Source organism: Paraburkholderia sp. Clong3 (genome assembly GCF_050436485.1).
Lineage (GTDB): Bacteria > Pseudomonadota > Gammaproteobacteria > Burkholderiales > Burkholderiaceae > Paraburkholderia > Paraburkholderia tuberum.
In genome coordinates this window covers 3,675,935-3,701,818 of record NZ_JBNDMH010000002.1, presented here as the reverse complement: position 1 = coordinate 3,701,818, position 25,884 = coordinate 3,675,935, and the positions used below count along the sequence as shown (strand labels likewise).

The 25,884-nt window shown below is 64.4% G+C and carries 24 protein-coding genes; 4 read left to right on the top strand and 20 right to left on the bottom strand.

Going from position 1 to position 25,884, the window contains the following annotated elements; translation table 11 throughout:
• Window positions 1–156: 156 nt before the first annotated feature.
• Window positions 157–1,116: a class II glutamine amidotransferase gene (locus OKW30_RS21250; RefSeq protein WP_184050901.1), complete on the top strand. Its 960-nt coding sequence runs from the start codon at window positions 157–159 to the stop codon at window positions 1,114–1,116.
• A gap of 100 nt (window positions 1,117–1,216) precedes the next feature.
• Here the strand turns inward: OKW30_RS21250 and OKW30_RS21245 are convergent, their stop codons facing one another.
• The 6 genes from OKW30_RS21245 to OKW30_RS21220 form a co-directional block, all read right to left on the bottom strand.
• Window positions 1,217–1,942: an amino acid ABC transporter ATP-binding protein gene (locus OKW30_RS21245; RefSeq protein ID WP_090801826.1), complete on the bottom strand. Its 726-nt coding sequence runs from the start codon at window positions 1,940–1,942 to the stop codon at window positions 1,217–1,219.
• Window positions 1,939–2,616 carry a glutamate/aspartate ABC transporter permease GltK gene (gltK, locus tag OKW30_RS21240; RefSeq protein ID WP_184022936.1) on the bottom strand — a complete coding sequence of 226 codons (678 nt, stop codon included), beginning with the start codon at window positions 2,614–2,616 and terminating at the stop codon, window positions 1,939–1,941. Before gltK ends, OKW30_RS21245 begins: the two co-directional genes overlap by 4 nt.
• Complete coding sequence (locus tag OKW30_RS21235; protein WP_184066728.1) at window positions 2,616–3,356, bottom strand: amino acid ABC transporter permease; 741 nt, start codon at window positions 3,354–3,356, stop codon at window positions 2,616–2,618. Before OKW30_RS21235 ends, gltK begins: the two co-directional genes overlap by 1 nt.
• A 91-nt stretch (window positions 3,357–3,447) precedes the next feature.
• Window positions 3,448–4,341 (bottom strand): glutamate/aspartate ABC transporter substrate-binding protein, encoded by an 894-nt coding sequence (locus OKW30_RS21230; RefSeq protein WP_090801828.1) that lies wholly within the window; start codon window positions 4,339–4,341, stop codon window positions 3,448–3,450.
• A 284-nt stretch (window positions 4,342–4,625) separates the two neighbouring features.
• Window positions 4,626–5,948: a Glu/Leu/Phe/Val family dehydrogenase gene (locus tag OKW30_RS21225; RefSeq protein WP_184022933.1), complete on the bottom strand. Its 1,323-nt coding sequence runs from the start codon at window positions 5,946–5,948 to the stop codon at window positions 4,626–4,628.
• Between the two features lie 162 nt (window positions 5,949–6,110).
• Window positions 6,111–7,067, bottom strand: a complete 957-nt coding sequence (locus OKW30_RS21220) for a LysR family transcriptional regulator (protein ID WP_187628205.1) — start codon at window positions 7,065–7,067, stop codon at window positions 6,111–6,113.
• Between the two features lie 164 nt (window positions 7,068–7,231).
• Here OKW30_RS21220 and purB point away from each other — a divergent pair, with 164 nt between their 5' ends.
• Window positions 7,232–8,620 (top strand): adenylosuccinate lyase, encoded by a 1,389-nt coding sequence (gene purB / locus OKW30_RS21215; protein ID WP_429347500.1) that lies wholly within the window; start codon window positions 7,232–7,234, stop codon window positions 8,618–8,620.
• A gap of 98 nt (window positions 8,621–8,718) precedes the next feature.
• Here the strand turns inward: purB and OKW30_RS21210 are convergent, their stop codons facing one another.
• The 4 genes from OKW30_RS21210 to edd all read right to left on the bottom strand — a co-directional run bounded on the left by OKW30_RS21210 (window position 8,719) and on the right by edd (window position 13,504).
• Window positions 8,719–9,213 (bottom strand): gluconokinase, encoded by a 495-nt coding sequence (locus OKW30_RS21210; RefSeq protein WP_090801834.1) that lies wholly within the window; start codon window positions 9,211–9,213, stop codon window positions 8,719–8,721.
• 10 nt (window positions 9,214–9,223) lie between these two features.
• Window positions 9,224–10,627, bottom strand: a complete 1,404-nt coding sequence (locus OKW30_RS21205; RefSeq protein WP_184066737.1) for a gluconate:H+ symporter — start codon at window positions 10,625–10,627, stop codon at window positions 9,224–9,226.
• 256 nt (window positions 10,628–10,883) lie between these two features.
• Entirely contained in the window at window positions 10,884–11,525 is a 642-nt protein-coding gene (eda, locus tag OKW30_RS21200) for a bifunctional 4-hydroxy-2-oxoglutarate aldolase/2-dehydro-3-deoxy-phosphogluconate aldolase (RefSeq protein ID WP_090801837.1), read from the bottom strand.
• Window positions 11,526–11,527: 2 nt separating this feature from the next.
• The gene (gene edd, locus OKW30_RS21195) at window positions 11,528–13,504 is read right to left on the bottom strand and encodes a phosphogluconate dehydratase (protein ID WP_429347499.1); all 1,977 of its coding nucleotides are present in this window, start codon (window positions 13,502–13,504) and stop codon (window positions 11,528–11,530) included.
• A 297-nt stretch (window positions 13,505–13,801) separates the two neighbouring features.
• Here edd and OKW30_RS21190 point away from each other — a divergent pair, with 297 nt between their 5' ends.
• Window positions 13,802–14,647, top strand: a complete 846-nt coding sequence (locus tag OKW30_RS21190) for a MurR/RpiR family transcriptional regulator (protein WP_184066743.1) — start codon at window positions 13,802–13,804, stop codon at window positions 14,645–14,647.
• Between the two features lie 112 nt (window positions 14,648–14,759).
• Here the strand turns inward: OKW30_RS21190 and OKW30_RS21185 are convergent, their stop codons facing one another.
• From OKW30_RS21185 to OKW30_RS21145, 9 genes are all read right to left on the bottom strand, one after another.
• Window positions 14,760–15,176: a CopD family protein gene (locus OKW30_RS21185; RefSeq protein WP_184066746.1), complete on the bottom strand. Its 417-nt coding sequence runs from the start codon at window positions 15,174–15,176 to the stop codon at window positions 14,760–14,762.
• A gap of 49 nt (window positions 15,177–15,225) precedes the next feature.
• Window positions 15,226–16,497: a glutamate-5-semialdehyde dehydrogenase gene (locus OKW30_RS21180; RefSeq protein ID WP_184066749.1), complete on the bottom strand. Its 1,272-nt coding sequence runs from the start codon at window positions 16,495–16,497 to the stop codon at window positions 15,226–15,228.
• 264 nt (window positions 16,498–16,761) lie between these two features.
• On the bottom strand, window positions 16,762–17,889 hold the full coding sequence (holA, locus tag OKW30_RS21175; protein ID WP_429347498.1) for a DNA polymerase III subunit delta: 1,128 nt from the start codon (window positions 17,887–17,889) through the stop codon (window positions 16,762–16,764).
• 54 nt (window positions 17,890–17,943) lie between these two features.
• Window positions 17,944–18,495 carry an LPS assembly lipoprotein LptE gene (gene lptE, locus OKW30_RS21170; RefSeq protein WP_184066755.1) on the bottom strand — a complete coding sequence of 184 codons (552 nt, stop codon included), beginning with the start codon at window positions 18,493–18,495 and terminating at the stop codon, window positions 17,944–17,946.
• A gap of 88 nt (window positions 18,496–18,583) precedes the next feature.
• Window positions 18,584–21,175, bottom strand: coding sequence for a leucine--tRNA ligase (gene leuS, locus OKW30_RS21165; protein WP_429347497.1), 2,592 nt, complete (start codon window positions 21,173–21,175; stop codon window positions 18,584–18,586).
• Between the two features lie 184 nt (window positions 21,176–21,359).
• Window positions 21,360–21,791 carry an ExbD/TolR family protein gene (locus OKW30_RS21160; RefSeq protein WP_018421805.1) on the bottom strand — a complete coding sequence of 144 codons (432 nt, stop codon included), beginning with the start codon at window positions 21,789–21,791 and terminating at the stop codon, window positions 21,360–21,362.
• A gap of 91 nt (window positions 21,792–21,882) precedes the next feature.
• Window positions 21,883–22,602 carry a MotA/TolQ/ExbB proton channel family protein gene (locus tag OKW30_RS21155; RefSeq protein WP_184058458.1) on the bottom strand — a complete coding sequence of 240 codons (720 nt, stop codon included), beginning with the start codon at window positions 22,600–22,602 and terminating at the stop codon, window positions 21,883–21,885.
• Window positions 22,603–22,680: 78 nt separating this feature from the next.
• Complete coding sequence (gene dapB, locus OKW30_RS21150) at window positions 22,681–23,478, bottom strand: 4-hydroxy-tetrahydrodipicolinate reductase (RefSeq protein ID WP_184066764.1); 798 nt, start codon at window positions 23,476–23,478, stop codon at window positions 22,681–22,683.
• A 354-nt stretch (window positions 23,479–23,832) separates the two neighbouring features.
• A complete protein-coding gene (locus OKW30_RS21145) occupies window positions 23,833–24,678 on the bottom strand; it encodes an outer membrane protein assembly factor BamE (protein WP_429347773.1) in 846 nt (281 codons plus the stop codon).
• A 152-nt stretch (window positions 24,679–24,830) separates the two neighbouring features.
• Here OKW30_RS21145 and fur point away from each other — a divergent pair, with 152 nt between their 5' ends.
• Complete coding sequence (gene fur, locus OKW30_RS21140; protein ID WP_013090534.1) at window positions 24,831–25,259, top strand: ferric iron uptake transcriptional regulator; 429 nt, start codon at window positions 24,831–24,833, stop codon at window positions 25,257–25,259.
• 102 nt (window positions 25,260–25,361) lie between these two features.
• On the opposite strand, the gene OKW30_RS21135 is transcribed toward fur, so the two are convergent.
• Window positions 25,362–25,874 carry an ureidoglycolate lyase gene (locus OKW30_RS21135; RefSeq protein ID WP_184066767.1) on the bottom strand — a complete coding sequence of 171 codons (513 nt, stop codon included), beginning with the start codon at window positions 25,872–25,874 and terminating at the stop codon, window positions 25,362–25,364.
• Window positions 25,875–25,884: the final 10 nt, after the last annotated feature.

The window sequence follows — 25,884 nt, the reverse complement described above, 5'->3', positions numbered from 1 at the left end:
ATACGAGACTTCGGGCGCCTCGCTGATCGACCGGTCAAACCGCGTTGTAGCGGCCCAAACACATGTCAATTTCGCTATTTGGCGGGTTCGGCTCGGTGATATGCTTGGAAGATCATCATTGTAACGGCTCACTCCGTTCACAGGCTCACCTGCAACATGTGCCAACTTCTCGGAATGAACTGCGCCGCGCCGACGGACGTCACGTTTTCCTTTACCGGCTTTGCGGCGCGTGGCGGCGTCACCGATCACCACGCCGACGGCTGGGGCATCGCTTTCTTTGAAGACAAGGCGTGCCGCTTGTTCATCGATCATCAATCGTCGGCCACGTCGCCGATCGCCGAGATGGTCAAGCGCTATCCGATCAAATCGAAAAACACGATCGCGCACATCCGCAAGGCGACGCAAGGGCACATCCTGCTCGAAAACTGCCACCCGTTCATGCGCGAACTGTGGGGGCGTCACTGGATCTTCGCGCATAACGGCGACCTGCAGGCTTACGCGCCGGAACTGAACGGCGTGTATCAGCCGGTCGGCACGACCGACAGCGAACTCTCGTTCTGCGCGCTGCTGGAAGGTTTGCGTAAGGCTTTTCCGGGCGCGCAGCAGCCGCCGCTTCACGAGCTGTTCGCCGCGCTCGAGACGCTCACGCGTGAAATCACGCAGTACGGCGTGTTCAATTTCCTGATGTCTAACGGCCAGGCCCTGTTCGCGCATTGCTCGACGCATCTGCATTACGTCGTGCGTCGCTGGCCGTTTTCGACCGCGCATCTGGTCGACGCGGACGTGTCGATCGATTTCGCCAAATACACGACACCCGAAGACCGCGTCGCAGTCATCGCGACCAAGCCGCTGACCGACAACGAAGTGTGGACCGCGTTCAAGCCCGGCGATCTGCTGATGTTCCAGCATGGCGACGTGATCGGCCGCGCCAATATCCCGGTGCCGCAGTCGGTGCTCGAAAAGTTGCGCAATCCGGCACTGGACGCATCGGCGTCGGCCACGACGATCGCGGCGTCGAACGGCGCGCACGCGGTGGGCACGAGCGCAACCACGCTTTCACCCGACAGCGAAACCGATCTCGAAGCCGCCGATGACACGGCAGCGTTCGAGTCGTAAGCCGCCGCGTCACCCTACGCGTGCGAAACAAAAAGCCGCTCCACGGAGCGGCTTTTTTTCGTCCCGCGCGAGCCCCGAAACGAGGCCTGCGCACCCACCCTCAGTGCAGAATCTTCGCGAGAAAATCCTTCGCGCGATCCGACTTCGGATTCGCGAAGAAGTCTTCCTTGCGGTCGTCTTCGACGATCAAACCCTTGTCCATGAAAATCACGCGATGCGCGACCTTCTTCGCGAAGCCCATTTCGTGCGTCACGCACATCATCGTCATGCCTTCCTGCGCGAGTTCGACCATCACGTCGAGCACTTCGTTGATCATCTCCGGATCGAGCGCCGAGGTCGGCTCGTCGAACAGCATCGCGATCGGGTCCATGGAGAGCGCACGCGCAATCGCCACGCGCTGCTGCTGACCACCGGACAGCTGCCCCGGATACTTGTCCGCATGTGCGCGCAGACCGACGCGATCGAGCAGCTTCAGGGCCTTCGCGGTCGCCTCGTCGTTCGAGCGGCCGAGCACCTTGACCTGCGCGAGCGTCAGGTTCTGCACGATCGACAGATGCGGAAACAGTTCGAAGTGCTGGAACACCATGCCGACCTTCGAGCGCAGCTTCGACAGATTGGTTTTCTTGTCGGTCAGTGACTGGCCGTTGATGACGATCTCGCCCTTCTGGAACGGCTCGAGTCCGTTGACGGTCTTGATCAGCGTGGACTTGCCCGAACCGGACGGCCCGCACACCACGACCACTTCGCCCTTTTTGACTTCCGTCGTGCAGTCGGTCAGCACCTGGAAATGGCCGTACCACTTCGAAACATTCTTGATAGAGATCATCTTGCGACCTTTTTCTGAAGACCTTTGACGAGGCTCGACGCGATCACGCAGATCACGAAATAACACGCGCCCGCGAACAGTACCATCTCGACGTTCGTGCCGTCACGATCGCCAATATTCGTAGCCGTGCGGAAGAAGTCGGCGAGGCTGATCACGTAGACGAGCGACGTATCCTGAAACAGCACGATACCCTGCGTGAGCAGCAGCGGCACCATCGCGCGGAACGCCTGCGGCAGCACGATCAGGCGCATCGCCTGCCCATAGGTCATGCCGAGCGCGAACGACGCGTTGACCTGACCACGCGGCACCGCCTGAATGCCGGCGCGGATGATCTCCGAATAATACGCGGCCTCGAACAGCGAGAACGCGACCATCGCCGAGGCGAGCCGGATGTCGATGTCGGCCGACAGACCGAGCACGCTTTGCAGCACCTGCGGCACGATCAGGAAGAACCACAGCAGCACCATCACGAGCGGGATCGAACGGAAGAGCGTCACGTAACCCTGCGCGAACCATCCGAGCGGCTTGATCGGCGACAGTCGAAACATCGCGAGAATGGTGCCCCAGATGATGCCGAATACGATCGCGATCAGCGTGATCTTGAACGTGATGATCGCGCCGGTCCATAGCGTAGGCAGCGCGCCCGGAATACCGCTCCAGTCGAAATGATGCATCACTTTCCTCCGATATAGCCGGGCAGCCGGGCCTTCACTTCGACCCAGCGCATCAGTTGCATCACGATCAGATTGATCAGCATGTATGCGACCGTGACCGCGATGAACGACTCGTAAGTTTGCGACGTGTAGTCGACGAGCTGGCGCGCCTGCGCGGACAGATCGAGCAGACCGATCGTCGAGGCAACCGCGGAGTTCTTGAAGATGTTCAGAAACTCGGAGGTGAGCGGCGGCACGATGATGCGGTAGGCGACCGGCAGCAGCACGTAGCGATACGTCTGCCACTGCGTGAAGCCCACCGCCAGACCGGCCGCGCGCTGGCCGCGCGGCAACGCGTTGATGCCCGAGCGCACCTGCTCGCACACGCGCGCGGCGGTGAAGAGGCCCAGACACACGATCGACGACGAGAAGAACTGCGCGCCCGGCGGCAATTGCTTGAACCAGTTGCCGATCGACACGGGCAGCAGCTCCGGTATCACCAGATACCAGATGAAGAACTGCACGATCAGCGGAATGTTACGGAAAATCGCGACGTAGACGGTGCCGACGCCCGACGCCCATTTGTTGGGCACCGTGCGCAGCACACCGAAGAGCGAGCCGACGATCAGCGCGATCACCCATGCCGACAGCGACACGGTGACCGTCACCCACAGCCCCGAGAACAGCCAGCCCAGATAGGTGGTGGGCTCGCCCGTGGAGACGGGACTCAGCAGAATGCCCCAGTTCCAGTGATATGACATGACCAAGACTCCGGCAAAAAGAAACGGAAGAAGCGCGTGGCCCCTTCCGTTCCGTTCAGCGTTTCGAAAGTGTCGAAAAAGCAGCTAGGGTTTAGTCGATTGCCTTGTCGTTCGGGTTCTTGAACAGCGCACGCATATCGTCGCTCATCGGGAAGTTCAGGTTCAGGCCCTTCGGCGGGATCGGCGATTCGAACCAGCGCTTGTAGATCTGTTCGCCTTCGCCCGACGTTTGCACCTTCGCGATGGCGTCATCGGCGACCTTCTTGAAGTCGGGGTCGTTCTTGCGCAGCATGCAGCCGTACGCCTCCCGCGATTGCGGCGTGCCGACGATCACGAAATCGCCCGGGTTGCTCGACTTCGCGCGCTCGCCGGCGAGCAGCGCGTCGTCCATCATGAACGCGGCGGCACGGCCCGTCGACAGCGTCAGGAACGATTCGCCGTGATCCTTCGCGCTGATGATGTTCATGCCCATGTTCTTGTCCTGGTTCATCTTGCGAAGCAGGCGCTCGGACGTGGTGCCGGCGGTCGTGACGACCGTCTTGCCCTTCAGGTCCGGGAAGTCCTTGATGCCGGAATCTTTCTTGGTCATCAGGCGCGTGCCGATCACGAAGATCGTGTTCGTGAAGGCAGCCTGCTGCTGACGCTCGAGGTTATTCGTGGTTGAGCCGCACTCGATGTCGACCGTGCCGTTCTGCACGAGCGGAATGCGGTTCTGCGACGTGACCGGCACGAGCTTCACCTTCAGGTTCGGCATGTTCAGCTTTTGCTTGACGGCCTCGACGATCTTCATCGCGTAATCCTGCGAGTAGCCGATCACGTTCTGCTTTTCGTCGTAATAGGAGAACGGGATCGACGATTCGCGATGGCCCAGCGAAATGACGCCCGTATCCTTGATCTTTTTCAGCGTGCCCGAGTCTTGCGCATGCGCGCCAACCGTAAACAGTCCGAGAGTCGCGAGCAGCAGCGCAGCTTTTTTAATCTTCATCCTGATCTCCTTGGCAAGAACCGGCGCCAGTGTAACAAAGTAATTTTTCTGAAAGTATCGCTATTAACCATTCTGTTGCGCGCACGCCGCGATGGGCCCGCGGCGCCGTGGCACGGCCGTTTCGCGCATATGAGAAGGCGGGCGGCATCGATAGGATGCCGCCCGCCGGTCAAACACGCCGTCTTGTGGACCGCGTTGATGCACGAAATTTCGACGGTATGCGCCTCCCGGCCCGGATACCGGGCCGCGTCACCGCCGTTTCAAACAAGATAGGACACGGTCCATCAGGGATACAAGCCGCGCATCTCGCGCGCCTGCAAAATCCGCTTACACGCGACGATGAACGCAGCCGTGCGCACCGACACGTTCTGCTCGCTCGACACCTGCCACACCGCCGCGAACGCTTCGCGCATCACGCGCTCGAGGCGCTCGTTGATCTCGTCTTCGGTCCAGAAGAAGCTCGAGAAGTCCTGGACCCATTCGAAATATGACACTGTCACACCGCCGGCATTTGCGACCACGTCCGGAATCACGAGGATGCCGCGATCGTGCAGGATGTCGTCCGCCGCCGTAGTGGTCGGGCCGTTCGCGCCCTCGACGATGATCCTGGTCTTGATCTTGCCGGCGTTTTTTTCGGTGATCTGATTTTCCAGCGCCGCCGGAATCAGGATGTCCGACTCGACGGTCCAGAACTCATCACCGGTGATCGCGTCCGCTTCGGGGAAACCGCCGACGCCGCCCGTCTTCGCGACGTAGTCGAGCAGCGCGACCGCGTCGATGCCGGTGGACTTGTACACCGAGCCGGTGTGGTCCTGCACCGCGACGACCTTCGCGCCCGCCTCCTGGAACAGACGCGCGGCGATGCCGCCGACGTTGCCGAAGCCCTGCACCGCGATACGCGCGCCTTCGATGTCGAAGCCGATGCGGCGAGCCGCTTCGCAGCCCACCACGAACACGCCGCGGCCGGTCGCCTCGCGACGGCCGAGCGAGCCGCCGAGCGTGATCGGCTTGCCAGTCACGACCCCGGTGGCCGTCTGGCCCTGATTCATCGAGTACGTGTCCATCATCCACGCCATGATCTGCTCGTTCGTGTTCACGTCCGGCGCGGGGATGTCGGTATTCGGTCCGATGATGATGCCGATCTCGCTCGTGTAGCGGCGCGTCACGCGCTCGAGCTCGCCACGCGACAGCGTGCGCGGATCGACGCGGATGCCGCCCTTCGCGCCGCCGTACGGCACGTTCACCGCCGCATTCTTCACCGACATCCATGCGGACAGCGCCATCACTTCGGATAGCGTAACGTCCTGGTGATAACGCACGCCGCCCTTGCCCGGACCGCGCGACACGTTGTGTTGCACGCGATAACCCTCGAAGTGCGCGACCGTGCCGTTGTCGAGTTCGATGGGCACGTCGACGACGAGAATGCGCTTCGGGCGTTTCAGGGTTTCGAGCCAGCGGGACAGCGAACCGAGATACGGCGCGACGCGGTCGACCTGGCGCAGATAGTTGCCCCAAGGGCCGAGGTCTTCCTTATTGAGGTAGGAGGGAACGGCTTGCAACGTTGAGGCGGCTTGTACCGATTCTGCGGCTTGTTGCTGGGATGACATGAACGCTCCGGCGTTTGATCGAGTACGGGCATTGTGGAAAAACGCCGTATCGAAATCCAATGCCGTTTCCTTATCCCGTTATGTCTTTCTTGCATAACGTTCGCAAAGCCGCAAATTCGCGTCGTCGCGACGCAGGTTCGAGTTTGAGTTTTATGCCGCGGCTCAGGCGGCGCTCTGCCGGAGTTCCTCCGACACCACGTCCCACAACTGGCGCACGAGAATCTGGCGCGCGTCGTCGCTTTTCGCGGCGAGCTTGTCGCGATACAGGCGAATCTCCATGCTGAGCGTCAGCTGCCCTTCCGGCGTGCCGCGCGTCGCGCGATCGAGGCGGATCAGCCGGCCTTCGGCCACCGCATCTTCGACCGCGCTATGCGGCAGAAACGCGATGCCGTGACCAGCGAGCGCCATCGCCTTGAGCCCCTCGGCCATGTCGGTTTCGTAGAGCCGGTCAAGGTACAGGCGCTCCGGCGCGTTCGCGAGAATCACCTCGGTCATGCGCCCGAGGTACGCGTTCGGCGTGTACGACAGATACGGCGCGGGCGCATCGGCCGAGCCTGGCAGCGTGTGACGCGGCCGCCCCGCACGGGCCGGCGCCGAGAACGGGCTGATCGGCTCGTGGCCGAGCGTCAGCATGTCGTAGCGCGCCGGATCGAGCGCGACCGGGTGGCTCGGATGGTGGTAGCCCATCATCAGATCGCAGCCGCCTTCCACCAGCGAGAGCGCCGCGTCGTGCACGTTCAGCGCGCGCAGCCGCGTGTGGATCGGGCCCATCTGCGCCTCGATGCGCTGCAGCCAGCGCGGGAAGTAAGTGAGCGACAGCGTGTGGGGGACCGCGAATTCGATCGTCGCCTGCGGCGTCGCCGTGTGGCCGCGCAGCAGCGCGCGCGCCTCGTGGAATTGCGACAGCATCGCGAGCGCCTGCTCGTTGAACACCTGGCCGGCCGCCGTGAGCCGCGTCGGATAAACAGAACGGTCGATCAGTTCCGTGCCGAGCCACGCCTCGAGCGCCTGGATGCGGCGCGAGAAAGCCGGCTGCGTGATGTGGCGCAACTCGGCCGAGCGGCTGAAGCTACGCGTTTCCGCGAGCGAAATGAAGTCTTCGAGCCATTTCAGTTCCATGCGCTTGCGCTTGCCGTCGAGAGGGAAGAAGCCTGCATTCTAGCGGCGCGGATTGCGACCGACGCATCCGGGCGGGCCGATCGCGTCACAGTGGTAAAATCCACGGTTCCCTCCGTTCCCGACCCGCTCGCTGAGCGCTCAACCGCTTCAACCCGGTCCTCATCATGTCCGACACCCGCCCCGACACCCTGTTCGCGCTGAACGCGCTTTCCCCGCTCGACGGCCGCTACGCCGCCAAAACCGAAGCCCTGCGCGACTGGCTCTCGGAAGCCGCCTTCATGCGCAATCGCGTGACGGTCGAAATCCACTGGCTGATCGCGCTGTCGCGCGCCGGCTTCGCTGAAGTGCCGCGCTTCTCCGAGGCGTCCGAGCAATTCCTGCTGCAACTGGCCGAGCGCTTCACCGCGCACGATGCCGCGCGCATCAAGGAAATCGAGCGCGTGACGAACCACGACGTGAAGGCCGTCGAATACTGGCTGAAGGAATCGGTGAAGGGCCATGAAGAACTGGAGCGCGCGAGCGAGTTCATCCACTTCGCGTGCACGTCGGAAGACATCAACAACACGTCGCACGGACTGATGCTCGCCGGCGCGCGCGAACACGTGATCCTGCCGGCGCTGCGCTCGGTGCATCAACGCCTCGTTGCGCTCGCGCACGCGCAAGCCGCCCAGCCGATGCTGTCGCGCACGCACGGCCAGCCGGCCAGCCCGACCACGCTCGGCAAGGAAATCGCCAACGTCGCCGCGCGGCTCGCGCGTGCGATCGAGCGGATCGCGAAGGTCGAACTGCTCGGCAAGATGAACGGCGCGGTCGGCAACTTCAACGCGCACCTGTCCGCGTATCCGGAGTTCGACTGGGAAGCATTCTCGAAGGACGTCGTCGAGAACCGTCTGAAGCTCGCGTTCAATCCGTACACGATCCAGATCGAGCCGCACGACTACATGGCCGAGCTGTTCGACGCGATCTCGCGCGCGAACACGATCCTGCTGGATCTGGACCGCGACGTGTGGGGCTACATCTCGCTCGGCTACTTCAAGCAGCGCACGAAGGCCGGCGAAATCGGTTCGTCGACGATGCCGCACAAGGTCAACCCGATCGACTTCGAAAACTCGGAAGGCAACCTCGGCCTCGCGAACGCCACGTTGCGCCACCTCGCCGACAAGCTGCCGGTGTCGCGCTGGCAGCGCGACCTGACCGACTCGACGGTGCTGCGCAACATCGGCGTCGCGTTCGGCTACTCGCTGCTCGCGTACGACTCGCTGATCCGCGGCCTCGACAAGCTCGAAGTGAATGCGCAGCGTCTGAACGAAGACCTCGACAACTGCTGGGAAGTGCTGGCCGAGCCGGTGCAGACCGTGATGCGCCGTTACGGCATCGAGAATCCGTACGAGCAGCTGAAGGAGCTCACGCGCGGCAAGGGCATCACGCGCGAGGCGCTGCAGAGCTTCATTGGCGGCCTGGCGATTGCGCAGGACGCGAAGGACCGCCTGCTCGCCATGACGCCCGGCTCGTACATCGGCCGGGCCGTCGAACTGGCGAAGCGGATCGGCTGATCTGCTGGCCCAGCTTCTTCAATGCATAAAAAAGCCGCTCCGAGGAGCGGCTTTTTTTCGTCCCGCGTTCAAAGCTGGAACGCGAAGCAATCAACGACTCAGCGCGCTTCGACCTGCCTGAGTACCTCGTCGACGATCTGTTCCGGCGTCAGATCGATGCTGACCGTGATCGCTTCGTCGTCACCGGGCTCCTCGAGCGTATCGAGCTGGCTTTGCAGCAGCGACGGATCGAAGAAATGCCCGGTGCGATCCCCGAGACGCTCCGCGAGCACCTCGCGCGAACCCTTCAGGTAGACGAAGCACACGTCCTTGTCGCCGGCACGCAGAATGTCGCGATATGAGCGCTTCAGCGACGAACACGTGAACACCGCCGTCTCGCCCGCTTTCTGCTTTTCCTCGATCGCCGCGCGGATCGTCTTCAGCCACGGCCAGCGGTCTTCGTCGGTGAGCGGAATGCCGTGGTGCATCTTCTCCTTGTTCGCCGCGCTATGGAACGCGTCGCCGTCGGTGAACGCGCAATGCAGGCGCTCGGCCAGCATTTCGCCAATCCTCGTCTTGCCGGCGCCCGACACGCCCATTGCGATCAGAATCATTTGAAACTCCTTACAGGACCGCCGCGAGTGCGAAGGTCAGGCCCAGCCCCATCACCGAAATGATGGTTTCGAGGAGCGACCACGTCTTGAAGGTCTGCACCACCGTCATGCCGAAATATTCCTTGATCAGCCAGAAGCCGCCGTCGTTCACGTGCGAGAAGATCAGCGAGCCCGAGCCGGTCGCGAGCACCATCAGTTCCGGCTTCACCTGCACCGCGCCCGCCGCCGCGATCGGCGCGACGATGCCGCAGGCGGTCGTCATCGCGACGGTGGCCGAGCCGGTCGCGAGACGCATCATCGCCGCGACGAGCCAGCCGAACAGCAGCGGCGACAGATGCACCGCGGTCGCCACGTTGGTGATTTCCTTCGAAATTCCGCTATCCATCAGTACGCGGCCAAAACCGCCGCCCGCACCGACGATCAGTGTAATACCCGCGATCGGCGCGAGACATTCTCCGCAGAACTTCTGAATCTGCTCGCGGTTAAAGCCGCGGCTCGCGCCGAAGGTCCAGAAGCTGACCAGCACGGCCGTCAGCAGCGCGACGTCGGTGTTGCCGAAGAAGCGCAGCAGATCGTTCGGCAGCGTCTTCGGCTCGAAGACCAGGTCGGCCCAGCTGCCGACCAGCATCAGGACCACCGGCAACAGGATCGTGACCAGCGTGATGCCGAAGCCCGGCAGTTCGCGCTTCGGTGCAGCGGCCTTCGCGGCGTTACCACTTTGCACGCCGTTGGCGTCCTTCACGTCGCTGCCCAGAAATTGCGCGGCAAGCGGATTTTCCTTCGGCAACTGGACATGACGGCTCACCAGCAACGCGAACAGCGGACCGGCGACGATCGCGCACGGCACGCCGACGATCAGACCGTAGGCGATCGTCTTGCCGATGTCCGCGTGATACGCCTGCACGGCGAGCAGTGCGGCCGGGTGCGGCGGAATCAGCCCGTGCACGACGGACAGACCCGCGACCATCGGCAGGCCGACCAGCAGCAGCGATTTGTTGGTGCGCTTGGCGACGTTGAACGCGATCGGAATCAGCAGCACGAAGCCGACTTCGAAGAACACCGGCAAGCCGACGATGATCGCGACCACCATCATCGCCCAGTGAATGTGTTTCTCACCGAACCAGTTGATCAGCGTGGTCGCGACGCGCTCGGCGCCGCCCGATTCGGCCATCATCTTGCCGAGCATCGTACCGAGACCGACGACGATGGCAATGTGCCCGAGCGTGTTGCCGTTCCCCGTTTCGAACGATTTGACGATGGTCTGCATCGGCATGCCGGCCACGAGGCCCAGCAGCAACGACACGATGATCAGAACGAGAAACGGATAGACCTTGAAGCGCGTGATCATCAAGATCAGCAGCGCGATCGCGATCAATGCGTAGACCAGCAGCAAGCTGCCGTGGGCAGATTCCATGAAGCCCCTCCTTTGGTTTATTGATTTCAGAGTGCGGATGCGGCCGGCACTTCGTCTCACGGCAACCTGCGCGATGCCTGAAAACCCGGCTAGCCGCGCGGACGCTGAATTTTACTGTTTGTTTCCAGAAAGCGCGCGCAAATCCAGCACGCATATCAAGTAAAAAAAGAGTCTCGGCGCGACAGCCTGATGCGGCTGTATCGACGAGACTCCTGGGCCCGGTTCAGTTGACCGATGCGTTATTGGGTTGTGGGGCTTAGTGCGCGGGTGCCGCCAGCTGGCTCGCGGCGCGCGCGAGGCGCGTGAGCTCGTCCCAGTTCTGCGCGGCGAGCGCGGCCTTCGGCGTGAGCCACGAACCGCCGACACAGACCACGTTCGGCAGCGACAGGAAGTGCGGCGCGCTTTCCGGCGTGATGCCGCCGGTCGGGCAGAACTTCAGCGCCGGGAACGGGCCGTGGAACGCCTGCAGCATCGGCACGCCGCCCGCCTGCTGTGCGGGGAAGAACTTGACGATCTCGTAGCCGAGCTCGAGCGCGAGGATGATGTCCGACGGCGTCATCACGCCGGGCAACAGCGGCAGACCCACATCCTGCGCGGCCTTGTGCATGTCCTTGGTCAGACCCGGCGACACGCCGAACTGCGCGCCCGCCTTCTTCGCCTGGGCGCAATGCTCGGGCTTCGTGATCGTGCCGACACCGACCACGATGTCGTCCGCGAGTTCGCACGCACGCTCGATCGCGCCGAGGCCCGCCGGCGTGCGCAGCGTGATTTCGAGCACCTTCACGCCGCCCGCGTGCAACGCGCGCGACACGTGTTCGCCCTGTTCGACCGTGTCGAACGCGAGCACCGGAATCACCGGGCCGAGGCGCACGATATCGCTTACTGTTTTCGACGTCATAGTCAGACTCCTTGTTTCTGCGGCGCCGCGCCGGCTTGCGCGGTGCTCGTGTGATGGTCGCTGGGTTGATGGCCGTGCTGATGGTCACCGTCGTGGCCGTGCTGGTGATGGCTGCCGTGGCCGTGCTGGCCGTCGACCGTGCCGCCCTCGCCGACCAGCTTGCCGAACACCGACGCGCCCTGCTCGGCCGGCGCCGCCGCCGCACGGAACACGCCGAACAGCTCGCGGCCGAAGCCGACTTCGTTGTCCGCCTGATGCAGCGGCTCGGCGTTCGGACGCGCGGCCCACTCGGCTGCGTCGATCTCGATGTCGAGCACGCCCGCTTCGGCGTCGATCACCAGCATGTCGCCCGTGCGCACTTTGCCGATCGGGCCTTGCAGCAACGCTTCCGGCGACAGATGGATGACCGCCGGCACCTTGCCCGACGCGCCCGACATACGGCCATCGGTCACCAGCGCGACATGGAAACCCTGATCCTGCAGCACACCGAGCAGCGGCGTCAAACGATGCAACTCGGGCATGCCGTTTGCGCGTGCGCCCTGGAAGCGCACCACCGCGATGAAGTCGCGCTTGAGCTCGCCCTTGTCGAACGCTTCCTGCACCGCTTCCTGCGAATCGAACACGATTGCCGGCGCCTTTACCTTGCGGTGCTGAGCCGCGACCGCCGAAATCTTGATTACGCCGCGGCCGAGCTTGCCCTGCATCAGACGCAGGCCGCCGTCCGGCTGGAACGGCTCCTTGATGCCGCGCAGCACCGCTGTGTCCGCGCTCGCCTCGACACCTGCCACCCATTGCAGCTTGCCGTCGAGCAGCTTCGGCTCCTCGGTGTAGCGCTTCAGGCCCTTGCCCGCGACCGTGTTCACGTCTTCATGCAGCAGACCGCCTTCGAGCAGATTGCGCACGAGGAACGCGACGCCGCCCGCCGCGTGGAAGTGGTTCACGTCGGCCTTGCCGTTCGGATAGATCTTCGCAAGCAGCGGTACCGCCTGCGACAGCGTGTCGAAGTCGTCCCAGTCGATCACGATGCCGGCCGCGCGCGCGATTGCGACGAGGTGCAGCGTGTGATTGGTCGAACCGCCGGTCGCCAGCAGCGCGACGATGCCGTTGACGATCGCCTTCTCGTCGACCACATGGCCGATCGGCATGTAGTGGCCGCGCTCGACCGTCAGATCGAGCACGCGGCGCGCGGCCTGCGCGGTCAGCGCGTCGCGCAGCGGCGTGTGCGGATGCACGAAGGCCGAGCCCGGCAGATGCAGGCCCATCACTTCCATCAGCATCTGGTTACTGTTCGCGGTGCCGTAGAACGTGCAGGTGCCGTGGCTGTGATAGGCGGCCGCTTCCGCTTCGAGCAGCGCGTCGCGGCCGCACTGGCCGGTCGCGAACTGCTGACGCGTCCTGGCTTTGTCGTCGTTCGACAGGCCGCTTGCCATCGGGCCGGCCGGCACGAAGATGGTCGGCAAATGGCCGAACTGCAGCGCGCCGATCAGCAGGCCCGGCACGATCTTGTCGCAGATGCCGAGGCACAGCGCCGCGTCGAACATGTTGTGGGTAAGCGCGACGGCCGTGCTCATCGCGATCACTTCGCGCGAGAACAGCGACAGCTCCATGCCCGCGTTGCCCTGCGTGACGCCGTCGCACATCGCCGGCACGCCGCCCGCGAATTGCGCGACGCCGCCGTTTTCGCGCGCGGCCTGCTTGATGATGTCCGGGTAGTTTTTGTACGGCGCGTGCGCCGACAGCATCTCGTTGTACGACGACACGATGCCGATATTCGGCTCGCGAATCTGCTTGATCACGAGCTTGTCGTTGCCCTCGAGGCCGGCGAAACCGTGAGCGAGGTTCGCGCACGACAACGCGCCGCGCGCCGGAAAGCGCCCCTGCGCATGCTCGATGCGGGCCAGATACGCTTCGCGCGTGGGCTTGCTGCGCTCGATCACGCGTTGCGTGACCTTCAACAATTGCGAATGCGGGGAAACCATCGGAGCTCCTTCGTCGCTGGCGGCAGGCGCACGCATGACACCAGTCGGTATCGCGGGGTTGTGTTATCGAACGACGCCATCTTAGTAGAAAAACTACACGATCGCAATGACGAACTCTGTTGCGGCGCCGCATGGCACGGATCGCCAAGTCACCCTACTGGCGTACCTCAGCGCTTTACAGCAGAAAACCAGGGAATACACTTACCCACCGATATGTAGTTTTTGTACCTAGCTTTTGTGCGCCAACGACCAATCGGATATAGTCCACACGTTCTTCAGCATAGTGCGAGTTTTCCGATGATGCTGTCCCAGGTGGAAGAGATGCGCGACCAGCTACGCCCGTCCGAGCGCAAGCTGGCCGATTACGTGATCGAGGCGCCGCGCGAGGTGCTCGATCTGTCGATGACCGAGGTCGCCGCGCGCGCGGGCGTGAGTCAGCCGACGATCGCGCGCTTCTGCCACGCGCTCGGTTTCTCCGGCTTTCGCGAATTCAAGATCCGTCTCGCGCAGGGCATCGCCAGCGAAGTGCCCGCCGTCTATCGCGACGTGCGGCCCGACGAGCCGACGCCGGGCGTCGCCGCGAAGGTGCTCGACCGGACGATCGGCGCGCTGATTCAGGTGCGCAACAATCTGTCGTCGGATAGCGTCGCCGCGGCGATCGACATGCTCGCGCAAGCGAAGCGCATCGAGTTCTACGGAGCGGGCGGCTCAGGCATCGCCGCGCTCGACGTGCAGCACAAGTTCTTTCGGCTCGGCATGCCGAGCGTCGCGTATTCGGACCCGCATACGTTTCTGATGTCGGCCGCGCTACTCGGACCTGGGGACGTGGTCGTCGCGATTTCCAATACGGGCCGCACGCGCGACATCATCGATGCCGCGAAGGCCGCGCTGAACGCGGGCGCGAAGGTGATCGCGATCACGCACGGCAACTCGCCGCTCGCGCGGCTCGCAACCGTCGGCCTCTTTGCGAACGTCGACGAAGACACCGACATCTTCTCCCCGATGACCTCGCGCGTGTCACATCTGGCGATCGGCGACATTCTGGCGGTCGGCGTCGCGCTGACCCGCGGGCCCGAACTGCTGGAGAAGCTCGCGCAAACGAAGGAAGTGATCCACCGGCGGCGGGTGGATTCGCAGGGGTGAACCGCTGCGATGGAATGCGGAACGACGGGATAACGCAAAAGGGCGGTGTGCCATTCAACCGGCATACCGCCCTTTGATCTTTTCCAGCGCCCTGCTTAACGCCGTCAGCCGCTCAGAACGGCTTGATCACCACCAGCGCGACCGCCGCGAGCATACCGAGCACCGGCAGCTCGTTGAACATCCGATACCACTTGTCCGAGCGGCGATTCTCGCCGCGCTCGAACCTGCGCAACAGCACGCCGCAATACGCGTGATAGATGACGAGGAGCACGACCACGCCGACCTTCGCGTGAATCCAGGCCTGCCCGCTGCCGATGCCGATCACGAGCCACAACCACAGGCCGCACGCGATCGCGGGCACGGCGATGAAGCTCATGAAGCGGAACAGCTTGCGCGCCATCAGCAGAAGACGCGCCGTCGCGGCGGGTTCAGTTTCCATCGCCAGATTGACGAAGATGCGCGGCAGATAGAACAGGCCGGCAAACCAGGAGGCAATCAATACGATGTGAAACGTCTTTACCCAAAGCATCGGCGGGGGTCCTTGTGGTCCTTGTTGTTGTGGCGCTTCGATTCGTGCTTTATTGACGGCCTTCGCCATGACCCAGCACGACGTATTTCAGCGACGTCAGCCCTTCGAGGCCGACCGGGCCGCGCGCGTGCAGCTTGTCGTTCGAAATGCCGATCTCGGCGCCGAGGCCGAACTCGAAGCCGTCCGCGAAACGCGTCGACGCGTTGACCATCACGCTCGCCGAATCGACTTCGCGCAGGAAGCGCATCGCGCGATCGTGGTCTTCGGTGACGATCGCGTCGGTGTGCTGCGAGCTATACGTGTTGATGTGCTCGATCGCCGCGTCGATGCCGTCGACCACCTTGATCGCGAGCACCGGCGCGAGATATTCGGTGCGCCAGTCTTCCTCGCTCGCATCGACGAGCGGACCGACGCCCGCATCGGCCAGCACCGCGCGCGCCGCCGCATCGACGCGCAGCTCGACGTCCTTGCCCCGATACAGCTTGCCGAGCGGCGGCAGCACCTCAGCGGCGATGCCGCGCGCGACCAGCAGCGTCTCCATCGTGTTGCAGGTGCCGTAGCGGTGCGTCTTCGCGTTGTCGCAGACGTTCAGCGCCTTCGGCAGGTCCGCGCGATCGTCGACATAAACGTGGCAGATGCCGTCGAGGTGCTTGATCATCGGCACGCGCGCTTCGTTCATCAAACGCTCGATCAGGCTCTTGCCGCCGCGCGGCACGATCACATCGACGTACTCGGTCATCGTGATGAGCTTGCCGACCGCCGCGCGGTCCGACGTCGCGACCACCTGCACCGCGTCCTGCGGCAGACCGGCCGCTTCGAGGCCCTCGCCGATCAGTTTCGCGAGCGCGGTATTGCATTCGAGCGCTTCCGAGCCGCCGCGTAAAATGGTCGCGTTGCCGGACTTCAGGCACAGCGCGGCCGCGTCGATCGTCACGTTCGGGCGCGATTCGTAGATGATGCCGATCACCCCGAGCGGCACACGCATCTGGCCGACCTGGATGCCGCTCGGCCGGTACTTCAGATTGCTGATCTCGCCGATCGGGTCGGCCAGCGCCGCGACTTGGCGCAGGCCTTCGACCATCGTTTTCAGCGCCTTGTCGGACAGCGTCAACCGGTCGATGAACGCGGCATCGTGGCCCTTGCCGCGCGCGCGTTCGACGTCGCGCGCATTGGCGGCCTTCAGCAGATCGGCATCGCGCTCGATCGCCTCGGCAACGGCCGCCAGCGCCGCATTCTTCGCGGCGGTCGACGCCCGCGCCATCGCGCGCGAAGCCTGACGGGCGCGTTGGCCGAGGTCGGTCATGTACTGGTCGATATCCATGGTCATTCTCGTGATGCCCCGCACGTTGGCATGCGGTGGTCGGGCAGGATTAGCGAAAGATCAAACGATTGTAAGTCGGGTACCGGGGCTTTGCTCGCACGCGGGCGGCGGGCGCACTGTGCTGTCGCAGGTTCGCCGATGCGGTTCGTTCGGCGCGTGGCACGCGAAACGCGCTGGTCTGTATGTGTGGAACGACTGGCAGTCGGTCCACGATTGCTCGCGTCAGCCACTGCTTCGACGCTCGCGCGAATCAGCTGTGCCGCTTCAGACTGGCCGCCGCGCTGGCGCCGCAGTCGGCACCCGAGGTCGCGGCGGCGGCACTGGCGAAGCTGCCGACGGTTTCGGCGCCGCCACCGTCATCGCGAGTTCGAACAGGCCGTCCCACGGATCGGGCGGCGGATCGTTGCGATGATTACCCCGCGTGCCGCCCGACAGCCCCTTCACCTGGCGGTCGAGCCGCGCCGCCAGCGCGAGTGCCGTTTCGAGCGCCGCTTCGCTGACGCGCGACAGCGCAGGTCCGACCAGCCGTTCGCGCGGACCCCACACGCGGTTCTCGCGCGTGAGCATCGCGAGCGGCTTGCCGGCCGCGACGCCGCGCTTGATCCGCAGCAGCGTGCGCACTTCTTCGACGACCGCCCACAGCACGAGCACCGCGGCCTCGCCTTCACCGCGCAGCCCGTCGAGCATGCGCGCGAGACGGCCGACGTCGCCCGCGAGCATCGCCTCGTTGAGCTTGAACACGTCGTAGCGCGCGACGTTGAGCACCGCGTCCTGAACCTGATCGAAGCTCAGCGAGCCGTTCGGATACAGCAGCCCGAGCTTCTGGATTTCCTGATGCGCGGCGAGCAGATTGCCCTCGACGCGCTCGGCGATGAACGCGAGCGCACGCCGCCCCTCCTCGCCGGCTGCGACGCGCTGACCTTGGGCCGCGAGCCGCTGCCCGACCCAGTTCGGCAGCTGCGCGCGCTCGACCGGATCGATCTTCAGCGCGACGCCGGCGTCGGCGAGCGCGGTGAACCATGCCGACTTTTGCGTGGCCGCATCGAGGCGCGGCAGCGTAATCATCGTCAGCACGTCGTCGTTGACGGTGGATGCGAGCGCCTTCAGCGCATCGGCGCCTTCCTTACCGGGTTTGCCCGACGGAATGCGCAACTCGACCAGCTGACGGTCGCCGAACAGCGACATCGACTGGCTCGCGCCGAGCAGCGAGCTCCAGTCGAAACCGCGCTCGACCGTGAACACCGAGCGGTCGGTGAAGCCGGCCGCGCGCGCCGCCGCGCGGATGCGATCGCACGCTTCCTGCGCGAGCAGATGCTCGTCGCCGTATACGACGTACAGTCCGGCGAGGCCGCGGGCGAGATGCGCTTCGAGCGCGTCAGGTCGCAGTTGCATGGCTGGCGGTTGACGGGATGAATGAGATTCGACGAATCACGAACGGCGCGATGCTCACAGCGGCGGCGGCGGCAGCGGTGCGCGCGGCACGATGGCCGGCACGGCCTCGGCCTGCGTCGGATGCAGCGAGCGCACCACGCCGAGACGGCGGACCAACTGATCGACCGCGTCGTTTTCCATGTCGGCGAACAGGATGTCGGACTCGGCGGCCTTCGCCTGCGAGAACTGGTCGCTATAGGTCATCGCGCGGTTCAGCGCGATCACGCTGCCCGGAATCAACACGGTGCCGTCCTTGCCGGTCAGCGTGTAGGTCATCTGCAAATTCAGCTGATACTCGGCGACGACACCCAGCGAATTCAGCGTCAGCGTGCTGACGTTGCGGTTCTGCGTGATCTGCAGCAGCGCATCGGCATTGGCGGGCGAGCTGACCACCACGGTGTCGCTGCCGCCCTGCACGATGCGCGTGAAGCGCGCCATGGCCGCGGGCGAGCCGCCCGCCACATAGAGGCGCTTGAACGCGAAGTCCTGCTGGCCGCGCAACTGGAAGCCGCAGGCCGACAACATCATTACGCTGCAAGCGAGCGTCAAAAACGATCTGCGAGTCACATTCGCTCCCGGTTCGCAGTGGATTCGCGGTGCCGAGGAACGCCGCCGGGCGGGCGGCGCTCCGTCTGCCGGATGAGGGCCTGGAACGTCAAACGACCACGTTCACGAGACGGCCCGGTACCACGATGATCTTCTTAGGCGCCTTGCCTTCGCTGAATTTCGCTACCATTTCGTGCACGGCCGCTTGTTGCTCGATCGCTTCGCGCGACGCGTCCTTCGCGACCGTGATCGCGCCGCGCACCTTACCGTTCACCTGCAGCACGAGTTCGATCTCGGCCTGTTCGAGCGCCTTCTCGTCGACCTTCGGCCACGGCGCGTCGAGCAGTGGGCCGAATTCGTCGGCATAGCCGAGCTCCTGCCACAGCTGGAACGTCAGGTGCGGCACGACCGGGTACAGCACGCGCAGCATCACACCGTAGGTTTCACGCAGCACGGCGGTCTGCGCGCCCTTCGCGCCGTCGAGCGCGTTGAGCATCTTCATCGCGGCCGATACCACCGTGTTGTACTGAAGACGCTGATAGTCGAAATCGGCCTGCTTCAGCACGCTATAGATCTCACGACGCAGCGCCTTGTCGGTGTCGTTGAAGCGTGCGGCGTCCAACTGGCCGTCCGCGCGCAGCGCGGCTTCGTTCGAATAGCCGAAGTTCCACACGCGACGCAGGAAGCGGCTCGCGCCTTCGACGCCCGAACCCGACCACTCGAGCTGCTGCTCGGGCGGCGCCGCGAACATCACGAACAGACGCGCGGTGTCCGCGCCGTGCTGATCGATCAGCATCTGCGGGTCGACGCCGTTGTTCTTCGACTTCGACATCTTCTCGACGCCGCCGAGCACGACCGGCTGGCCGTCAGCGTTGAGCACCGCGCCGACCGGGCGGCCCTTGTCGTCGAACGACACGGTCACTTCCGCCGGGTTGTACCAGGTCTTCTTGCCCGCTTCGTTTTCGCGGTAATAGGTTTCATTGAGCACCATGCCCTGCGTGAGCAGGTTCTTCGCCGGTTCGCCGAACTTCACGAGACCGAGGTCGCGCATCACCTTCGCCCAGAAACGCGAGTACAGCAGGTGCAGGATCGCGTGTTCGATACCGCCGATGTATTGATCCATCGGCGCCCAGTAGTCGGTGCGCTCGTCGACCATCGTCTTCGCATCCGGCGACGCGTAGCGGTAGAAGTACCACGACGAATCGACGAAGGTGTCCATCGTGTCGGTTTCGCGCTTTGCCGCGCCGCCGCAGCTCGGGCACGTGCAGTTCAGGAACGCTTCGGACTTCGCGAGCGGATTGCCCGTGCCGTCCGGCACCAGGTCTTCCGGCAGCACGACCGGCAGGTCTTTTTCCGGCACCGGCACGTCGCCGCACTTCGGGCAATGGATGATCGGGATCGGCGTGCCCCAGTAACGCTGGCGCGAGACGCCCCAGTCACGCAGACGCCACGTGATCTGCTTGTCGCCGAGGCCCAGTTCCTTGAGATCGGCGGCGATGCGGTCTACGGCTTCGTCGTAGGCGAGGCCGTCGTACTTGCCGCTGTTCACCAGCGTGCCGGTCTTCTCGCCGTACCACTCCGCCCACGCTTCGGTCGAGAATTCCTTGCCCTCGACCGCGACGACCTGCCTGACCGGCAGACCGTACTTCTTCACGAACGCGAAGTCGCGCTCGTCGTGCGCCGGCACGCCCATCACCGCGCCTTCGCCGTAAGTCATCAGCACGTAGTTGCCGATCCACACCTCGACCTTCGCCTGCGTCAGCGGATGCGTGACGTAGAAGCCGGTGGCCATGCCTTTCTTTTCCATCGTCGCGACGTCGGCTTCGGCGACGCCGCCGCGCTTGCATTCGTCGATGAACGGCTGCAGTTCCGGCTTGTCTTGCGCGAGACGCGTGGCGAGCGGATGCTCGGCAGCGATCGCGCAGAACGTGACGCCCATGATCGTGTCGGCGCGCGTCGTGAACACGCGCAGCAGCTTCTGTTCGCCGTCGATTTCATACGGGAAGCCGAAGTTCACGCCGAAGCTCTTGCCGATCCAGTTCTGCTGCATGATCTTCACGCGCTCGGGCCAGCCGAGGCCTTCGAGATCGTTCAGCAGTTCATCCGCGTACTGCGTGATGCGCATGTAGTACATCGGGATTTCGCGCTTTTCGACGAGCGCGCCCGAGCGCCAGCCGCGCCCGTCGATCACCTGCTCGTTCGCGAGCACGGTCTGGTCGACCGGATCCCAGTTCACGGTGCCGGTTTTCTTGTACGCGATGCCCTTTTCGAGCATCTTCAGGAACAGCCACTGGTTCCACTTGTAGTAGTCAGGGCTGCAGGTCGCGACTTCGCGCGACCAGTCGATCGCGAGGCCCATCGACTGCATCTGCTTCTTCATGTAAGCGATGTTGTCGTAGGTCCACTGCGCGGGCGGCACGTTGTTGGCCATCGCGGCGTTCTCCGCCGGCATGCCGAAGGCGTCCCAACCCATCGGCATCAGCACGTTGTAGCCGTTCATCCGCAGATAGCGGTACATCACGTCGTTGATCGTGTAGTTGCGCACGTGCCCCATGTGCAGCTTGCCCGACGGATACGGCAGCATCGAGACGCAGTAGAACTTGGGCTTGTCGGTGGTTTCCGTCGTCTTGTAGGCGTCGATGGCGCGCCATTGTCCTTGCGCGGCGGCTTCGACGTCGGAGGGAACGTATTTTTCGTGCATGGTGTGATGGGATCGCCAGGTTCGGTGCTTTCGCACCGGCCCGGTGCTCTGCAGAATGTCGTTGCGTCGTGTCCCCTTCGGCGGGGAAAAGGCTGATTATACCGTTCGCGGACGGGTGCGCCGCGCGGCGTGGTGCGGGACTGGGTATGCCGGATTGGTGAACGCGGTGCGCACCCGGTGGCGCTCAGTGCTGCGCGGCGGGCGGCGGCGGGTCCGTCACGAAGCCGATCCGCTCGAGCCCCGCCTGCTGCGCGGCGCCCATCACCTGCGCAATCACTTCGTAGCGCGTCGAGCGCTCCGCGCGCAACTGGATGTCCGGCTGATCCGCCCGCTTGCCGGCCTCGGCGAACTGCGCGCGCATCTGCGCGAGCGTGATCGGCTTGCCGTTCCAGTAGAGCTTGCCGGCGCCGTCGATCGAAAGGGAGATGGTTTGCGGGGTCTGGCGCGCGGGCGCCGCCGCGACCTTCGGCAGATCGAGCCGGATCGCGTGCGAGAACAGCGGCGCGGTAATGATGAAAATCACCAGCAGCACCAGCATCACGTCGATCAGCGGCGTCATGTTGATCTCGGCCATCGGCGCGGCCGTCTGCTTCTTCTCGAGTCCGCCGAATGCCATGTCGCCTCCTTGCGTCTGAGCTTGCCCGTGCGATGGGCGGTGTGTCGTGCGAGGAAGGTCGCGATGTGCCGAGCCCGCCGCGCGTGACAAGTCAGCGGTGCGCCTCGCGCGCCGCCTGCTGCGCGCGCGGAGGCGTCGGCGCGTGCTCGGTTGGGGAGCACACGTACGCATGCAGATCGTGCGCGAAGCCGTCCAACTCCTCGGACAATTGCCGCACGAGGCGGCCCAGCACGTTGTACGCGAGCACCGCCGGAATCGCCACCACCAGACCGAACGCGGTCATGATCAGCGCCTCGCCCACCGGTCCCGCGACGTTCTCGATCTGCGCCTGCCCGCTCGCCGCGATGCTGCCGAGCGCGTGATAGATACCCCATACGGTGCCGAGCAGACCGACGAACGGCGCGGTGCTGCCAACCGACGCAAGCAGCACCTGACCGAACTCGAGCCGCCGCTGCGACGCATTGAGCGCCTGGCGCAGCGCGCGCAGCACCCGTTCGCTGCGCTCGACGCGCGCGAGCAAGGCGCCCGGAATGTCGACCTCGGCCGCATTGAGCGCCGCTTCGGCGAGCGGCGCGAACACGCGCTCACGATCAGTGCGGCGCAGGATGGCGACGCCTTCGGCGAGCGTCGGCGCCTGCCAGAAGCGCGCGATCGCCCGGTTGGCCTGGCGTTTCGCGCGCGTCAGAATCCAGCTCTTGACGATCAGAAAACACCAGCTCGCAATCGACATGGCCAGCAGCACATAGGCGACGCCATGCGTGATTGCGTCGCTCGTTTGCAGGTAATGGATGATGCCGCTGCTGCCTGCCATCTGACCTCGCCTTGGGAAAGTGACTTCGGGAGGGCGCGCTCGGGATGCGCTACTCCGCCTATGCGCAACGGGCTTCGCTCAACGCAGGCCGAGCACGTCCTGCATGTCGAAGAAGCCGTTGTCGTGGCCTTCGAGGAAGCGTACAGCACGAAGCGCGCCTTGTGCATATGACAGGCGGCTTGCCGATTTGTGCGTGATCTCGATGCGCTCGCCGATGCCCGCGAACAGCACCGTATGATCGCCGACGATATCGCCGCCGCGAATCGCCGAGAAGCCGATCGTCGACGGATCGCGCTCGCCGGTCACGCCTTCGCGGCCGTAGATTGCGCAGTCGTCGAGGTTGCGGCCGAGCGCGTTGGCGATCACTTCGCCCATCGTCAGCGCGGTGCCGGACGGCGCGTCGACCTTGTGACGATGATGTGCCTCGATGATCTCGATGTCGTAGCCGGTCGAGAAGTGCCGCGCCGCGTATTCGAGCAGCTTCAGCGTGACGTTCACGCCGACGCTCATGTTCGACGCGAACACGACGCCGATCTTCCGCGCCGCCGCTCGCAGCTGCGCTTTTTGCGCGTTGTCGAAGCCGGTCGTGCCGATCACCATTTTCACGTCGTGGCGCTGCGCGGCTTCGAGATGCGCGAGCGTCGCGTCGGGACGCGTGAAGTCGATCAGGTAGTCGGATTCGGCGAACACACGCTCGATGTCGTCGGACATCAGCACGCCGGTCTCTTTGCCGAGGAACGCGCCGGCGTCCTGGCCAAGCTGCGCAGCGCCCGTGCGGCAGAGCGCGCCGGACAGCGTCGCGTCGGCGTCGTTGAGGACGGTTTCGATGAGCATGCGGCCCATTCGGCCCGATGCGCCCGCAATGGCAATTTTCATGACGATGAGGATTCGAAAAGAGTCAACCGGTATGGAGCCCGGCAAACGCGGCCCGGCGAATGCCCGGACCAGTGTGCCGGGGAATGCGCCCGGTCGATATAGGGACATGCGGCGGCAGGGAGCGAAATCGCCCGGCTCGCTGCTGGAGCCAATGGGGGCGGCCGATCGGGACGGCTCGCTCAGGTGACTGACCGATACGGCCCGCTGCGGCGACCCACTGCCGCGGCAACCACGGCAACACATTCATGCGGCCCAAGCGGCGCATTTCCGACCTCGCCTGGTGACGGACAAACACACATCTGGCGGGCGCCGCACATGTGGCGCGCAGCCCGCCTCACAACACCGACGAGCAAATCAGTTGCTCGTTCCCGGCGTCGCCGGCGAAGTGTTCAACGTCGGGCTGCCGCTGCTTTGCGAGCCCGTCGGGCCGACCGGGTTGCTCTCGTTCTCCTGAGCGGGCGGCGGCGGACGCTTGAACTGGAACTGCGGCTGACCGCCGGACGTCGGGCCTTGCGTCGGGATCCCGCCGGCGCCCGCCCTCGGCACGGCCGACCGCACGGACGGCGCGCGGCTCGGCGTCGGCACCGCGCTCGTTGCGCGATTGGCCGCCTGGGCGGCTTCCGCGTTGGCGTCCATGGACGGCGTGGCGGCCTGCTGGGCGCCTTCGACCGACGGCGAGCGCGTCGTATCCACGGTAGCCGGTGCCGCGGCGGCGGCCGCGCTAGCGGCGGCGGCGTTGGCGGCCACGGCGTTGGCGGCCTCGGCCGCGCTCGTCGCGCGCGGCGGCGTCGCGTTCGGGCGGCGGCCACGGCGATCACCGTCGATTTCGGCCAGCAATTCGAGATTGGTCGGCAGATCCTCGCCGCCCGTCCAGTGGGTCACGAGGTCGCCGGAGAAGTACACGACGAAGTCACGCTGCTGCACGATCGACGTCGAGCCGCGCTTGAAATAGAACACGTAATCCCAGCGATTCGCGTGGAACATGTCGGTCAGCAGCGGCGTGCCGAGCAACTGACGCACCTGCGCGCGCGTCATGCCGACCTTCATCTGGTCGGCCATTTCCTGCGACACGAAATTACCTTGCACAACCGTAATCCGATACGGCGTAATGCGTTGGGCAATGCGCTGGGTCAGGCTGTCGTATGTGGAACATCCGGCAAGAACCGCGACAGTCGCAACAGCGATCAAGGTACCCCGCATGCGGCTCCCCCGGTAGATCAATTGAGATTTAGAAATCATTTCACTCACCGTGCGGGCCCGCTTGCGGGCCGCGCTCATTCCATCGAAAATGACCAGAACGCCAAAACACATTACTATGAGAGCCCAGCATTGTACTCTAGGGATCCCTTGTCATGACCAATCCAACCGATCTCAAGAATATCGGGCTCAAGGCGACCCTTCCGCGCCTCAAAATCCTTGAGATTTTCCAGCATAGCCCGGTGCGTCACCTGACCGCCGAAGACGTGTACCGCAACCTCCTGCACGAGGAGCTCGATATCGGTCTCGCCACCGTGTATCGTGTGTTGACGCAATTCGAGCAGGCCGGCCTGCTCTCGCGCAGCAATTTCGAATCGGGCAAGGCGGTGTTCGAACTGAACGAGGGGTCGCACCACGACCACCTCGTGTGCCTCGATTGCGGGCTGGTCGAGGAATTTTTCGACCCCGAAATCGAAAGCCGTCAGCAGTCCATCGCCAAGGCACGCGGCTTCAAGCTGCAGGAACACGCGCTGGCACTGTATGGGGCGTGCACGAAGGAGAATTGCCCGCATCGTAAGCACTGATGCGTCGCGGGTCGCCTGCCAACGCGACCTGGCAAGTCAGAAAAAAGACCCGGCCGATGGGCATCGGCCGGGTCTTTTTTATTCAGGCGGCGGCAATCGCCGCTATCCGACCAGTTCCGCGCTCGGCTCGAAGGCGAGCCGCCACCGCTCGGCCAACTGCAATTCGTCGCAATTCGGCGCATCGCCGCCGCGATCGACGACGATGAAGTCGCTGACCTGATCCAGCGCGAGCAGCGGATGGTGCCAGACCCCTTTGGCGTAATTGACGCCCTGCCACGCATCGGTCCAGAACGCGCGCATGCGCGCGGCGTCGAACTCGCCGGCCGGCGCGACCACCATCAGATATCGGCCCGCGCGTAAGGGAATGAAAGCCTGGCTGCCGAGCGGATGCCGCTCCATCATCGTGATCTCGACGGGCAGCGCGCGCGGCTGCGCGCGAAACAGACTGACGAGCGGCCGGCCGCCCTGCTCCACCACGTCGACGCGCGCGAGGTCGTGATAGCGCTCGGTGGTACCGCCGTTGATCGGAAAACGACGCGCGCCGTCGAGTTCGATCACGTCGCCGAACGGCGCGAAGGCCGCGCGCGTCAGGCGTTCCATCTGCAGGATCTTCATGCGTGCCGCT